Annotated in this window: 14 protein-coding genes; 5 read left to right on the top strand and 9 right to left on the bottom strand. The window is 68.0% G+C overall.

What is annotated here, in order from left to right; translation table 11 throughout:
* Positions 1–156: 156 nt before the first annotated feature.
* From FOC84_RS14840 to gpmA, 7 genes are all read right to left on the bottom strand, one after another.
* The gene (locus tag FOC84_RS14840; RefSeq protein WP_173145071.1) at positions 157–1,569 is read right to left on the bottom strand and encodes an FAD-binding oxidoreductase; all 1,413 of its coding nucleotides are present in this window, start codon (positions 1,567–1,569) and stop codon (positions 157–159) included.
* Positions 1,566–2,285, bottom strand: a complete 720-nt coding sequence (locus tag FOC84_RS14835) for a FadR/GntR family transcriptional regulator (protein ID WP_173145070.1) — start codon at positions 2,283–2,285, stop codon at positions 1,566–1,568. Before FOC84_RS14835 ends, FOC84_RS14840 begins: the two co-directional genes overlap by 4 nt.
* A 102-nt stretch (positions 2,286–2,387) precedes the next feature.
* Complete coding sequence (locus tag FOC84_RS14830; protein WP_173145069.1) at positions 2,388–3,575, bottom strand: GGDEF domain-containing protein; 1,188 nt, start codon at positions 3,573–3,575, stop codon at positions 2,388–2,390.
* Between the two features lie 107 nt (positions 3,576–3,682).
* Complete coding sequence (locus tag FOC84_RS14825) at positions 3,683–4,438, bottom strand: HesA/MoeB/ThiF family protein (RefSeq protein WP_173145068.1); 756 nt, start codon at positions 4,436–4,438, stop codon at positions 3,683–3,685.
* Positions 4,435–5,880: a S41 family peptidase gene (locus FOC84_RS14820; protein ID WP_173145067.1), complete on the bottom strand. Its 1,446-nt coding sequence runs from the start codon at positions 5,878–5,880 to the stop codon at positions 4,435–4,437. The genes FOC84_RS14825 and FOC84_RS14820 overlap by 4 nt, the downstream gene beginning before the upstream one ends.
* 59 nt (positions 5,881–5,939) lie before the next feature.
* Positions 5,940–7,559 carry a peptidoglycan DD-metalloendopeptidase family protein gene (locus FOC84_RS14815; RefSeq protein ID WP_173145066.1) on the bottom strand — a complete coding sequence of 540 codons (1,620 nt, stop codon included), beginning with the start codon at positions 7,557–7,559 and terminating at the stop codon, positions 5,940–5,942.
* Positions 7,560–7,566: 7 nt separating this feature from the next.
* The gene (gene gpmA, locus FOC84_RS14810) at positions 7,567–8,319 is read right to left on the bottom strand and encodes a 2,3-diphosphoglycerate-dependent phosphoglycerate mutase (protein WP_173145065.1); all 753 of its coding nucleotides are present in this window, start codon (positions 8,317–8,319) and stop codon (positions 7,567–7,569) included.
* A 162-nt stretch (positions 8,320–8,481) separates the two neighbouring features.
* On the opposite strand from gpmA, the gene FOC84_RS14805 reads away from it, so the two are divergent.
* From FOC84_RS14805 to FOC84_RS14785, 5 genes are read left to right on the top strand one after another with little or no spacing between them, the layout of a single operon-like run.
* Positions 8,482–8,904, top strand: coding sequence for a rhodanese-like domain-containing protein (locus FOC84_RS14805; RefSeq protein WP_173145064.1), 423 nt, complete (start codon positions 8,482–8,484; stop codon positions 8,902–8,904).
* 51 nt (positions 8,905–8,955) lie between these two features.
* Positions 8,956–9,213, top strand: coding sequence for a glutaredoxin 3 (gene grxC / locus FOC84_RS14800; RefSeq protein WP_173145063.1), 258 nt, complete (start codon positions 8,956–8,958; stop codon positions 9,211–9,213).
* A gap of 39 nt (positions 9,214–9,252) precedes the next feature.
* Entirely contained in the window at positions 9,253–9,780 is a 528-nt protein-coding gene (secB, locus tag FOC84_RS14795; RefSeq protein WP_173145062.1) for a protein-export chaperone SecB, read from the top strand.
* A gap of 21 nt (positions 9,781–9,801) precedes the next feature.
* On the top strand, positions 9,802–10,887 hold the full coding sequence (locus tag FOC84_RS14790; RefSeq protein ID WP_173145061.1) for an NAD(P)H-dependent glycerol-3-phosphate dehydrogenase: 1,086 nt from the start codon (positions 9,802–9,804) through the stop codon (positions 10,885–10,887).
* A 47-nt stretch (positions 10,888–10,934) separates the two neighbouring features.
* Positions 10,935–11,927 (top strand): Bug family tripartite tricarboxylate transporter substrate binding protein, encoded by a 993-nt coding sequence (locus FOC84_RS14785; RefSeq protein WP_059378192.1) that lies wholly within the window; start codon positions 10,935–10,937, stop codon positions 11,925–11,927.
* A gap of 50 nt (positions 11,928–11,977) precedes the next feature.
* Here FOC84_RS14785 and FOC84_RS14780 read toward each other — a convergent pair whose 3' ends face one another.
* Both FOC84_RS14780 and FOC84_RS14775 read right to left on the bottom strand, forming a co-directional pair.
* A complete protein-coding gene (locus FOC84_RS14780) occupies positions 11,978–12,448 on the bottom strand; it encodes a tRNA (cytidine(34)-2'-O)-methyltransferase (protein WP_173145060.1) in 471 nt (156 codons plus the stop codon).
* A gap of 80 nt (positions 12,449–12,528) precedes the next feature.
* Positions 12,529–13,266: a ComF family protein gene (locus FOC84_RS14775; protein ID WP_367949491.1), complete on the bottom strand. Its 738-nt coding sequence runs from the start codon at positions 13,264–13,266 to the stop codon at positions 12,529–12,531.
* Positions 13,267–13,283: the final 17 nt, after the last annotated feature.

The raw sequence follows: 13,283 nt of genomic DNA, 5'->3' as shown, positions 1-13,283 counted from the left end.
GGGAAGGCCGAAGGCCTGGACGAGGATGACAACGGGGCAGTCCGGATCGAAGGCTCCGGACCGCAATCGTGGGCGCTCGCCGCCACACCGCCAGCGCCGCCGTGCGGCCTACGAAGCTTCGTTCAGTCACGCTGACTGACAAGCCCACGAAGCCAACTACAGCAACTTCCCAGGATTCATAATCCCCGCAGGATCCAACACAGCCTTGATTTCCCGCATCAACCGCAACTCCAGCGCATCCTTGCTATGCAGGAAATGGTCCCGCTTCAACTGCCCAATCCCATGTTCCGCGGAAATGCTCCCGCCATAGCGATTGACCTCGTCCAGCACCGCATCCGTGATCGCCGCCCCATGCACCGCCACCCAGTCGCGGTCGGCGCCGGCCGGGCGCGACAGGTTGTAGTGCAGGTTGCCGTCGCCGAAGTGGCCGAAGATGAAGGGGCGGAGGTCCGGGTACAGCGCGCGCACGCGTGCCTCGGCGGATTCCATGAAGTCGGGGATGCATTCGATCGGCAGCGACACGTCGTGCTTCAGGTGCGGGCCGTCGGCGCGCTGCGCTTCGGAGATTTCCTCGCGCAGCTTCCACAGCGCCTGCAACTGCGCCAGCGATGCCGACACGGCTGCATCCAGGCACAGGCCGCGCTCCAGCGCCGTGCCGATCACGTTTTCAAGCAGGCCGTTGAGCGCCGTCTCGTCGGCGGTGTCCGCCAACTCCACGAGCACATAGGCCGGATAGCGCTGATCAAAGGGTTCCTGCACGCCTGCGGCATGCGCCAGCACCAGATCCAGGCAATCGCCCGAGAAGTACTCGAACGCCTGCAGGCGCGCGCCGCATTGTTCGAACAGGATCTCGAACAGTTGCAGGGCCTGCGCCGGCGACTCCACGGCGGCCAGCACCACCGAGCGCACGTCGGTGCGCGGGAACAGGCGCAAGGCGACGGCGGTGATGACGCCCAGCGTGCCTTCGGAACCGATCAGCAATTGCTTGAGGTCGTAGCCGGTGTTGTCCTTGCGCAGCGTGCGCAGGCCATGGAAGATCTCGCCCGTGGGCAGCACGGCCTCCAGGCCCAGCACCAGTTCGCGCGCCATGCCGTAGCGCACCACGTTCACGCCGCCGGCGTTGGTGGCGACGTTGCCGCCGATCTGGCTCGAGTCTTCCGCCGCCAGGCTCAGCGGCAACAGGCGGCCCGCGTCCTGCGCGGCGCGGCGCAGATTGCCCAGGATCGCGCCCGCCTCGGCCACCATGGTGTTGGCGATGGTGTCGATGGAGCGCACGGCGTTCATGCGGTCCAGGCTCAGCACCACGTTGCCCGCGGCCGCGTCCGGCGTGGCGCCGCCGCACAGGCCGGTGTTGCCGCCGCGCGGCACCACCGGCACGCCTGCCTCCTGGCATAGCGCCAGGCAGGTGGCGACCTCGGCGGTCGTGCGCGGGCGCACCACCGCTTGCGCGTTGCCTTTGTACAGGCCGCGCCAGTCGGACAGCCAAGGCGCGATGTCGGCCTCGGCGGTGATGACGGTATCGGGGCCCAGTGCCTGGACCAGGCGTTGCGTAAAGTCGGATGCGCTCATGATGTCTGCCTTGCGGCGGGAGAGAGGTGATCGAGTTGCAGGCGGCTGGCCGCCTGTTGCAAATGACGGGCGGCGGCCTGTCGCGCCCGTTCGGGATCGCGTTCGCGGATGGCCTCGAACACGGCCACGTGTTCCTGGTGCACGGCGGCCGTCAGGCCGGCCTGGCGGCGGCTGTTGCTGCGCGCGGTGCTGACAGCCAGCCTGAGTTGCAGGTTCAGGTACTGCAGCAGATCCTGGTAGCAGCTGTTGTGCGTGGCGGCGGCAATGGCGCGGTGGAAGGCGATGTCGTGTTCCACCCCCTGCTCCGGATCTTCCAGATGGGATTCCAGGTCGGCCAGGGCGCGCGCCATCGCGGCCAGGTCTGCCTCGTCGCGCCGCAGCGCGGCCAGCGCGGCCGCCCCGCCTTCCAGCTCCATGCGCAGTTCGTAGACGCCGGCCAGCTGCTTGCGGTCCACGGCGATCCCGGCGGATAGCTGGAAGCCCTGCGCGCCGGTGCGCGACAGCACGGTGCTGCCGGAACCCTGCCGGCTCTGGATCAGGCCCTGCGCACGCAGGCGTTCGGTGGCCTCGCGGATGACCGCGGCGCTGACGCCGTATTGCTCGGCCAGCACGCGGCCCGCAGGCAGCTTGGCGCCAACGGGATAGGCGCCTGCGGCGATGTCAGCGGCGATCTGGCGGGCGACCTGTTCGGTCAGGGTGAGGCTCTTGGTCAACATCTGAGCATTATAGGCATACTTTTCAGGTTATCTGATAACTTTTCGGAAGCAGGCCGTAGGTGATGTGGTTCAGGCTCGGGGGACCGCCGCGGGCGGCGCAGCTCAGGCGACGACGGGCTCGCCGTCCGGCACGGTCTTCTCGGCCTCGTCGGCCCCCGCCACGGCGCAGCAGCGGCCGCCCTGCGCCTTGGCGCGGTAGAGGGCGGCATCGGCGGAATGCATGGCCGCTTCCGGGCTGCGATTGGCGCCGGACACGATGGAAATACCGATGGACAGGCCTACGCTGACCCGCGTGCCGTCCGCCAAGGTGATCGGCTGGGAGGCGTCATGCAGCAGGTGTTCGCCCAGCCGCAGGGCGGCGGTAGCGTCGATGCCGGTCACCAGCACGATGAATTCGTCGCCGCCGATGCGCGCGGCCACATCGTCCACCCGCAGCATGGAGCGCATGCGCTGGGCGATGGTCATCAGCACCTGGTCGCCGGCCGCATGGCCGTAGGTGTCGTTGATGAGCTTGAAGTCGTCCATGTCCATGTACAGCAGCGCGGCCGAGCTGTCCTGGCCGCGCGCGCTGGTGCAGACGCGCTCCAGCGCGGCCTGCAGGCCGGCGCGGTTGGCCAGGCCGGTCAGCGCGTCTTCGCTGGCGCGGCGCTCGCTGGCGCGCTCGGCAAGCATGGTGGACACCAGGATGCGGTTGAGCCGGTGCGAGGCGACGCTCATGCTGACCAGATAGAACGGGATCTGGATGAAGACGATGGCCGTGACGTATTCGCCGGTGAAGGCCGCGCCCAGGCACATCGGCCCCAGGCTCAGGAAGATCATGGCGCCGACCAGCCGCGGCGCGCCATAGTTCCGGAAGCAGATGCCGCCGGCCATGGCGCCGCAAGAGACCCCGGCCAGGGTGGCGGCCAGCCAGTCGCCGTTGAGGAAGGTGACGAAGACGCCATAGCCCACGCTGAACGCCCACAGCAGCGCCAGCAGGATGTAGATGTCGGTATGGGTATTGCCGCCCTTGGGCGCGGCGCGCAAGGCGGACCGCAGGATCAGGACGCGGATCAGCGCCAGCACCACCTCCATTGCCAGCCAGGACAGATACAGCGGCTCTGGGCGGCGCCAGGCGACCACGCCGGAGATCATCAGCGTGTTGATGACGCCGCCGGCAAAAATGGGCAGCGTGCCGAACAAGCTGGCGATCAGGGCCGAGCGGATGTCCGCAGGGGTATCGTGCCCGGAATGCGTCAGCCAACGCGTCAGGCGCCATTTGGGCAAACTGAACTTCAGTGCTGTATCCACGCGGTCACGTCCCAGGCCGTCTACCCAATTTCGGGTAGGCTGGCTGGCGTTATAGCAGGTATTTCAAGCCTTTAATATTGTCCGCGGGGCCAATCCCGGGCAGGGAATCAGTGCCCGCGATGCCCGCAGACCGCGCATTCGGGGTCGCGCTGGACGTTGACGCTGCGCCATTGCATGGTGCGCACGTCCAGCCAGAGCAGGCGGCCGGACAGGCTTTCGCCCACGCCGGACAGCAGCTTGAGGGCTTCTGCCGCCTGCATGCTGCCGATGATGCCGACGACCGGCGCGAACACGCCCATCGTGGCGCAATTGGCTTGCTCGACGTCGTCGCCTTCGGGAAACAGGCAGTGGTAACAGGGCGCGTTGTCGTCGCGCAGGTCATAGACGCTGACCTGGCCGTCGAAGCGGATCGCAGCGCCCGACACCAGCGGCTTGCGGTGCTGCACGCAGGCGCGGTTGATGGCGTGGCGGGTGGCGAAGTTGTCGGTGCAGTCCAGCACCAGGTCCGCCTGCGCGACGGCGTCGGACAGGGCCTGGCCTTCCAGCCGTTCGACGCGGGCATGGACCCGGGTCTGCGGATTGAACGCCGCCAGCATGTCGCGTCCGGACTCGGCCTTGTGGCGGCCGACGCTGGCGGCGGTGTGCAGGATCTGGCGTTGGAGGTTGCTCAGCTCGACGACGTCGTCGTCGGCCAGGGTGATGTCGCCCACGCCGGCGGTGGCCAGGTAGAGCGCGGCGGGGGAACCCAGTCCGCCCGCCCCCACGATGAGCACACGCGCCGCCAGCAGTTTTTCCTGCCCTTCTATTCCCAGCTCGTCGAGCAGGATGTGGCGGGCGTAGCGCAGCAGTTGCTCGTCGTTCATTTGTCCTTGCTGGGCTCGACTCCGGTCGGCGTGATCTTCATGCGCTGGGGCGTGCCGCCGCCGGCCTTGGAATCGGCCTTGGCCTGGGCCCGGGCCGAACCCTTCTGCACCGGCTTGCCGGCCAGCACGTTCAGGGCCTGCTGCAGCTGGAAGTCGTCCTTGCCGCCGAATTCGAACACCTTGGTCGGAACGTCGACGTTGTCTTCGCCGGCGCTGGACTTCACTTCGTTGGCGGTCTGCTGGTTGGACAGGTGACGCTGCAGGTCGGCTTCGCGCGGCAGGCGGAACAGGTCGCCTTCGGCCGTGTCGGCAACGACGTAGTCAGGCTCGATGCCGGTAGCCTGGATGGAGCGGCCGCTAGGCGTGAAATAGCGCGAGGTGGTGAGCTTGACCGCGGTGGTTTCGGACAGCGGCAGGATCACCTGCACCGAGCCCTTGCCGAAAGTGCGGTTGCCCAGAACCTTGGCGCGCTTGTGGTCCTGCAGCGCGCCGGCCACGATCTCGGAGGCCGAGGCGGAGCCCACGTTCACCAGCACCACCATCGGCACGGTCTTGGTCCAGGCCGGCAGGCCGGCCAGGTAGTTGCTTTCGCCGCGGGCGTATTCCGACGGCGTGGCCAGGTACTTGTGGCGGGCGTCGGGGGTGCGGCCGTCGGTGGTCACCACCACGGAGTCGGGCGGCAGGAACGCGCCGGACACGCCGATGGCGCTGGTCAGCAAGCCGCCCGGGTCGTTGCGCAGGTCCAGCACCAGGCCCTTGGGGGCTTCCTTGGCGCCGAGGTCCTTCAGCTGCTTGGCGAGATCGGCGCCGGTCTTTTCCTGGAACTGGGCGATGCGCACGTAGCCGATGCCGTTGTCCAGCATCTTGCTGCGCACGCTGCGCACCTTGATGATGTCGCGCACGATCTTCAGCACGATGGGCTGCGGACGGTCGGCGCGCATGATGGTCAGCGTGATCGGCGACTTGGGCGCGCCGCGCATCAGCTTGACGGCGTCGTTGAGCGTCATGCCCTTGGTGGGCGTGTCGTCGATCTTGATGATGAGGTCGCCGGCCATCACGCCGGCTCGGGCGGCAGGCGTGTCTTCGATCGGGGAGATGACCTTCACGAAGCCGTCTTCGGCGCCGACCTCGATGCCCAGGCCGCCGAATTCGCCTTGCGTGGCCGTCTGCATTTCGCGGAAGGCGTCGGCGTCCAGGTAGGCCGAGTGCGGATCCAGGTTCGACACCATGCCGGAGATGGCATTGTCGATCAGGGTCTTGTCGTCGACGGCCTCGACGTAGTTGTTCTTGATGGCGGCGAACACATTGCTCAGCTGCCTGAGTTCGTCCAGTGGCAGAGGGCTGCCGCGCTGGGCGACCGCGGTCACGCCTACGCTGAGCAACACACCAGCCACCGCACCGATGGCAATCAGACCGAAACCGCGAAACTTACGAGTGCCCATGCACACTTCCCGAATTTTGTTTTCGCCGATGGGGTTTGGTAATTACCAACGACATCAATCTACTGCGCCAGCCATTGTGCCGGATCCACAGGAGCGCCACGATGGCGAATTTCAAAGTATAGGCCGGATTCCACTTGGCCGCCGGTCGCCCCGACCGTAGCGATAGTATCGCCACCCGTCACCGAATCTCCCACCCGTTTGAGCAGACTTTGGTTGTAAGCATAGACGGTCAGGTATTGCTGCCCATGATCCACAATGATGAGGTTGCCAAAACCACGCAGCCAATCGGCGTAGACCACCGTGCCGGGGGCCACCACCTTGACCGGCGTGCCTTCGGCCGCGCGCAGCACCACGCCGCGCCATACGCCGCCGTCCGGACGGTCGACCCCGAAACGCCCCTGGACCTGGCCGCGCACCGGCATGGACAGCCCATGGCGCAAGCCATTGCCGCCGCCCACCGGCGCGGCGCGCGCGGTCTGGGTCTGGGTCTGCTGAGCGGGCTCAATACGGCTTGGAGCGGGTTTTTCCTCTGGAGGTTCCGCCTTCTTGGGCGGTTCCGCGGGTTTGGCCTGAGGCGGCTCGGGCGTGGTCAGGCGGGACTGCTTCTGGTCGGCCGGACGCAGGCCGGCGGCATCCGGATCGGCCACGGCCACGGGACCGCGGCTCTGGCGCGAGGCGGCTTCGACCTGCTCGCGCGCCTGGGCCGCATCGCGCGCGTCACGGGCGTCGCGCTCGCGCTTGGCGTTGTCGGCGGCCTGCTTGGCGTTATCGGCGGCGAGCTTGCGGTCGGCCTCGGCCTTCTTGCGGGCGTCCTCGGCGGCGCGGCGCTCGGCGTCGGCGCGCTTTTTGGCTTCCTCGGCGGCGCGGCGCGCCTCTTCCGCGCGGCGTACTTCCTCGGCCCGCTTGCGCGCTTCCTCGGCGCGGCGGGCATCCTCGATCTGCTTGGCGATGGCCGCGTCCAGATCGGTAATGAGCCGCGACAGGCGCTGATCGTCGCGTCCCAGCTTGTTGGCTTCGGTGCGCTGGGCGGCGATCTGCCCTTCCAGCTGCGCCAGCAGCGTGGCGCGCTCCTTCTGCTGACCGACCAGCGCAGTCTTCTGCTCGGACGTTTCGGCCACGACTTTTTCGATTTCGGCGCGGCGGGCGTCGGCGCGCCCCTGCAGGGCGGCCAGGCGCTCGATGTCCTCGCGCAGAGCCTGCACGGCGTCGGCGCGGGCCCGCGAGACGTAATCCAGATAGCCCAGGTTGCGCCCCAGCACCTGGGGATCATCGCCCGACAGCAGGGCCGTCCAGGGCGACACGCCGCTGGTGTACTGGGTGCGCAGCTGTTCGGCCAGTTCGGTGCGGCGCTTGGCCAGCACGACCTGTTGGGTGCCAATCTGCTTTTCCAGGCCGGTCAGGTCGGCCTGGGCCTGGCGGTTAGCCTCGGCCAGCTCCCGCAGGCGCAGGTTGATCTTGGAAATGGCCGACTCGGACTGCTTGAGCGCGTCGGCGGCTTCCTTGCGGGCGGCCTCGCGGTCATCGATATCCTTTTGCAGGTTCTCGATGCGGTCGCGCAAGGCGGCCTGCTGCTTTTCCGCGTCGGACTGGCGGCCGGCAAGGTCGTTGGGCGCGGCGCGAGCCGACAGCGCCCCACCGGTCAACATGACCGCCAACAACAACCCTGCCGCGCGACGCATAGGAATATCAGTCCTTCTTAGCCTTGCCCTGGGCTGCCACCGCAGCCATGGCCGCCTCGATCTCGGCGGCATCGCCGAGATAATAGTGGCGGATCGGGCGCAGGTCATCATCCAATTCGTACACCAGCGGCTGGCCGGTGGGAATGTTCAGGTTGACGATGTCTTCGTCCGAAACGTTGTCCAGGTGCTTGATCAGGGCGCGCAGGCTGTTGCCGTGGGCGGCGATCAGGACATTGCGGCCGGCGCGGATGGCCGGGGCGATGGATTCGTTCCAGAACGGCAGCACGCGCTCCACGGTGTCCTTCAGGCATTCGGTGGCGGGCAGCTGGTCGGCCGGCACCTTGGCGTAGCGCTTGTCGAAACGCGGATGGCGCTCGTCGTCCAGCGCCAGCGGCAGCGGGGCGATGGCGTAGGCGCGGCGCCAGATCAGCACCTGCTCGTCGCCGTACTTGGCGGCGGTTTCCGCCTTGTTCAGGCCTTGCAGCGCGCCGTAGTGGCGTTCGTTCAGGCGCCAGGTCACGCCGACCGGGGTGTACATGGCGTCCATGGCGTCCAGGGCGATCCACAGGGTGCGGATGGCGCGCTTGAGCAGCGACGAGTAGGCCAGGTCGAAGGTAAAGCCTTCTTTCTTGAGCAGTTCGCCGGCCTTGCGGGCCTGTTCGCGGCCGGTCTCGGTCAGGTCGACGTCGGTCCAACCGGTGAAGCGGTTTTCCAGATTCCACTGGCTTTCGCCGTGGCGCATCAGAACGAGTTTGTGCATGATTTGGGACGCTTGTAACGCGGGTTAAAGTGAAAGAATGCGCTCATTTTATAATTGAGCGATTTTGCCCTTGATTTTGCCCCGGCGCACCCGCCCATTTCCGCGGCGCGGCGCATCAGGGTTTGCCTATACCAGGCTAGTCGCCGCACTTCAGGATGCCCCGTGGACCTTTTGCAATTCTTGATCGATAAAAACAACGTCTTCATCGTCGCCGTTGCCGTGATCTCCGGCATCATGCTGGCCATCCCCGCCCTGCGCAAGGGCCGCACCGGTTCGGCCGTGAGCACGACCGAGGCCATCCAGATGGTCAACCAGCGCCAGGCCGTCTGGGTCGACGTGCGCCCCGCCGAGCAGTTCCAGGCCGGCCACATCGCCCAGGCCCGCAACGTGCCGGCTGCCGACCTGGAGCAAAAGGCCGCCTCGCTGCCCAAGAACAAGCCGCTGGTCGTGGTTTGCGACAATGGCCGCGATTCGGCCCGCGCCGCCGCCAAGCTGCGCGCCCAGGGCTTTGCCGACGTCGTGCCGCTGGACGGCGGCATGCGCGCCTGGTCGGCCGCCAGCCTGCCTGTGACCCAGAAGGGTTGAAGCCAGGGGCCGCGCCCCCATCTACCTATTCTTGTACCCACAGGAGCGCCCATGAATAAAGTCGTCATGTACAGCAAGGACTATTGTCCCTATTGCGCCCGCGCCAAGACCTTGCTCGAGCAGCGCGGCGTGACTGACCTGGAAATCATCCAGATCGACCGGGACCCGTCCCAGCGCGAGGTCATGATCGAACGCACCGGCCGGCGCACCGTCCCGCAGATCTTCATCGGCGATACCCATGTCGGCGGTTGCGACGACCTGATGGCCCTGGACCGCTCGGGTGGCCTTGCCCCCATGCTGGCCAGCTAATCGCCCCCTTTTTTGCCCATCCCACCAACGGAAACACTCATGGCTGATCAAGACCAAAACACCCAGCAAGAAGGCGGCAACGACGCGCCCTCGTTCAATCTGCAACGCGTCTACCTGAAAGACCTTTCGCTGGAAATGCCGAATGCGCCCCACGTCTTCCTGGAGCAGGAAGCGCCCCAGGTCGAGGTGAGCATTACCGTGGGCGGTCAGCGCCTGGCCGAAACCGTGTTCGAAACCACGGTCACCGTCACGGTCACCACCCGCATCAATGAAAAGGTCGTGTACCTGGTCGAAGGCACGCAGGCCGGCATCTTCGAGGCCGCCAACATCCCCGAAGAACAGCTCGACCCGCTGCTGGGCATCGTCTGCCCGACCATGCTGTACCCGTACCTGCGCGCCAACATCGCCGATGCGATCACCCGCACCTCGATGCCGCCGCTGCACCTGACCGAAGTGAACTTCCAGGCCCTGTACGAGCAGCGCCTGGCCGAGCTGCAGCAACAGCAAAGCTCCGCCAACGGCAGCGACTCGGGCATCATCCTGCCCCCCAGCGCGACCCGCCAGTAAAGCAAGCCGCGGCGCCCCCTGATGAACAATCCCGTCAAGCCACGCCTGCGCGTTGCCGTCCTGGGTGCGGGAAGTTGGGGCACCGCGCTGGCGGCGGCCGCCAGCCGCCGCCACGCCACCGTACTCTGGGCGCGCGACGCCGCGCAGGCGGCCGACATGGCCGCCTCGCACGAAAACGCGCGCTACCTGCCTGGCATCGCGCTGCCCCAGGCGCTGAATATTTCTTCCGATCTCGACGCCACGCTGCGCAGCCTGCAAGAAGATGGCGCACGACGCCTGATTGTGCTGGGCGTGCCCGTGGCCGGCCTGACCGCCATCTGCGGCGAACTTTCCCGCCGCCTGCCCGCGCTGGGACTGCAGGACACCCCCATCGTCTGGACGTGCAAGGGCTTTGAAGCCGACACGGCCAGGCTGCCCCACGAAATCATGCGCGAGGCCCTGCCTGGCGCCACTGGCGGCGCATTGTCGGGCCCCTCGTTCGCGCGCGAAGTCGCGCAGGGCCTGCCGGTGGCGCTGACCGTGGCCAGCGACAGCCCCGCCTTGCGCGAGGCCACCACCGCCGCCTTCCATGGCGCGGCGCTGCGCGTGTATGCCAGCACCGACCTGGTCGGCGTGGAAGTGGGCGGCGCGCTGAAGAACGTGATCGCCGTCGCCTGCGGCATTGGCGACGGCCTGGCCCTGGGCACCAATGCCCGCGCCGCGCTGATCACCCGAGGCCTGGCCGAGATGACCCGCTTCGGCGTGGCGCTGGGCGCCCAGGCCGAGACCTTCGCCGGGCTGACCGGCCTGGGCGACCTGGTGCTGACCGCGACGGGCGAGCTGTCGCGCAACCGCCGCGTGGGCCTGGAGATCGGCGCCGGCCGCAAGCTGGCCGACATCCTGGCCAGCGGCATCACGGCCGAAGGCGTGCGCTGCGCGCGCGCCGCGCTGGACCGCGCCCGCGCCATCGGGGTCGAACTGCCGATCACCGAAGCCGTCTGCGCCGTGCTGTTCGATGGCGTGGCCCCCATGACGGCCGTGTCCGCCCTGCTGGCGCGCGACGCCCGCTACGAAAGCGGGGAAGGCGGCGGCCAGCCGGACGCGGCGCCGGAGCGCCAGCCCGACTGATCCGCCCAATAACAAACACCACGCACAACCCCGAGGAGACATCCTTCATGACGCAAGCCCGCAAGTTCCGGGTCGGCCCGCTGCTACGCGGCCTGTGCCTGAGCCTGGCCGCCATCCTGCCGGCCGCCGCCCATGCCGACTGGCCCGACCGTCCGATCCACATGGTCGTGCCCTTCCCGCCAGGCTCATCGCCCGACATCCTGGCGCGCACGATTTCGGAACCGTTGTCCCAGGCGCTGGGCCAGCCCATCGTGATCGACAACAAGCCGGGCGCCGGCGGCAATATCGGTACCCGCATCGTGTCGCAGGCCAAGCCGGACGGCTATACGCTGCTCTACACGATCAACGGCCCGCTGGTGACCGCGCCCACGCTGTACAAGAAGACGCTGGGCTACGATCCGCTGCGCGACCTGCAACCGGTTTCGCTGGTGGGCACCAGCCCCAACGTGCTAGTCGTGCCCAGCAGCCTGAAGGTCGATAACGTCAAGGATTTCGTCGCGCTGGTGAAGGGCCGCGGCAATTCGCTGAACTACGGCTCCGTCGGCCCGGGCAGCTCGGCCCACCTGGCGATGGAAATGTTCAAGGAAAGCGCGGGCGTGGACCTGGCGCACATCCCCTATTCCGGCTTCCCGCAGGTCATCTCGGCCATCATCGGCGGCGACGTCCAGGCCGGCTTCATGGTGCCGGCCATCGCCGTGCCCCAGGCGCGCGACGGCAAGGTGAAGCTGCTGGCCGTGACCAGCCTGCAGCCCAGCGAGGCGCTGCCCGGCGTGCCGACGATGGCGTCCCAGGGCTATCCGGATTTTGAAGCCATTTCCTGGAACGCCGTGCTGGTTCCGGCCGGCACGCCCACGCCCATCGTCGAACGGCTCAACAGCGAGCTGGCGCGCATCATCGGCAGCGACGCGGTGCGCAAGCAGTTGGCGCTGCAGTACTTCACGCCCGCGCCGTCCACGCCCGAAGCCCTGACCGCCCGCATCAAGAACGAAAAGGCGCGCTGGGACCAGGTGATCGAAAAGCTGAATCTGTCGCTGGATTGATAGCGACGCCGCAGTGACGGGCCATGCGCGCCGGATTCAGCGCGCCCCCGTCACACTCCCCCTTCATACCCCTGCTGCCGCCAGGCCTCGAACACTGTCACCGCGACGGCATTGGACAGGTTCAGGCTGCGCTGGCCTGCGCGCATCGGCAGGCGCAGGCGCTGCTGGGGCGGGAACATCGCCTGATGTTCCTCCGACAGCCCGGCCGTTTCACGGCCGAACACGAACACGTCGCCCGGCTTGAAGCCGATATCCGCCACGCTGCGCTGCGCGTGCGTGGTCAGCGCGTAGATACTGGACGGCGCGGCGCCGGTATCGGCCAGAGCCTCCTCCAGCGAGTCATGCACCCGGACCGGCTGCCATTCGTGGTAGTCCAACCCGGCGCGGCGCATGCGCGCGTCGTCGAGTTCGAAGCCCAAGGGGCGTACCAGATGCAGCTGCGCACCCGTATTGGCGCACAGGCGGATGGCGTTGCCGGTATTGGGAGGGATTTCAGGGCAGACGAGGATGACGTGGAACATGGCGCTAGGGACTCGGGACGGCTTGCGGCGGGAAGTTCGCCGCACACCGGGAATTGTCGCCGATTTGCCTGCAGGCCGGCTCAAGGCGTGCGCGCGGCCACCAGCACCGTGACGTCCGCGGCCCCCGCGGCCAGCAACGCGGCGGCCGCCGCGTTGGCGGTGCTGCCGGTGGTCATGACGTCGTCCACCAACAGCAGCGGCCGGCCGCGCAGGTCGCCCACGCAATAAAACAGGTTTTGCGCGCCGCGCCGGCGCGCATGGCGGCCCTGCGCGGTCTGCCTGGGCGTCTCGCGGCGCCGCCTCAACAGGCCGCGCGCCAGCGGCAGCCCCAGCTCGGCCGCCAGACTGCGCGCGATCTCGCCCGCCGGATTCATGCCGCGCTGGCGCAGGGACGCGCGGCTGGCAGGAATGGCGACCAGCAAGGCGCCATCCGGCAGAGGGCCGCCGCGGGCCACGGCGGCGGCGATCAGCCGGGCCAGCACGGGCGCCATGCTGAGCCGCAGCCGGGTCTTCAGCGTCAGGATCAGGGTATCGGCGGGTGGCGCGTAGTCGAAGGCGGCGAGCGTGCGTGAAAACGCCCGTGGCGCGCCCAAGCAGGCGGCGCAATGCGGCGCGTCCAGGCGCAGCCGTAACGCGCAACGCGGGCAGCGTGGCGGGGCCTCGCAGATGTCAGCCTCGCAGCCGGCACAAAGCCGCGCCCCCGCCACGCGGGCGCCGCACAGCGGGCAGTCGCAGCCGACCCGCGACAGCAGCCACCGCCCCATGGCCCGTAGGGACAATCGGAAGCCGCGGCCGGGATGCGCAATAATGGATGCCATCCCTCATGAAACCATGA

The sequence above is a fragment of the Achromobacter pestifer genome, assembly GCF_013267355.1.
GTDB classification, from domain to species: Bacteria; Pseudomonadota; Gammaproteobacteria; order Burkholderiales; family Burkholderiaceae_B; genus Achromobacter; species Achromobacter pestifer_A.
The sequence above is the reverse complement of the archived record's forward strand: the minus strand, read 5'-3'. Positions and strand labels throughout refer to the sequence as shown.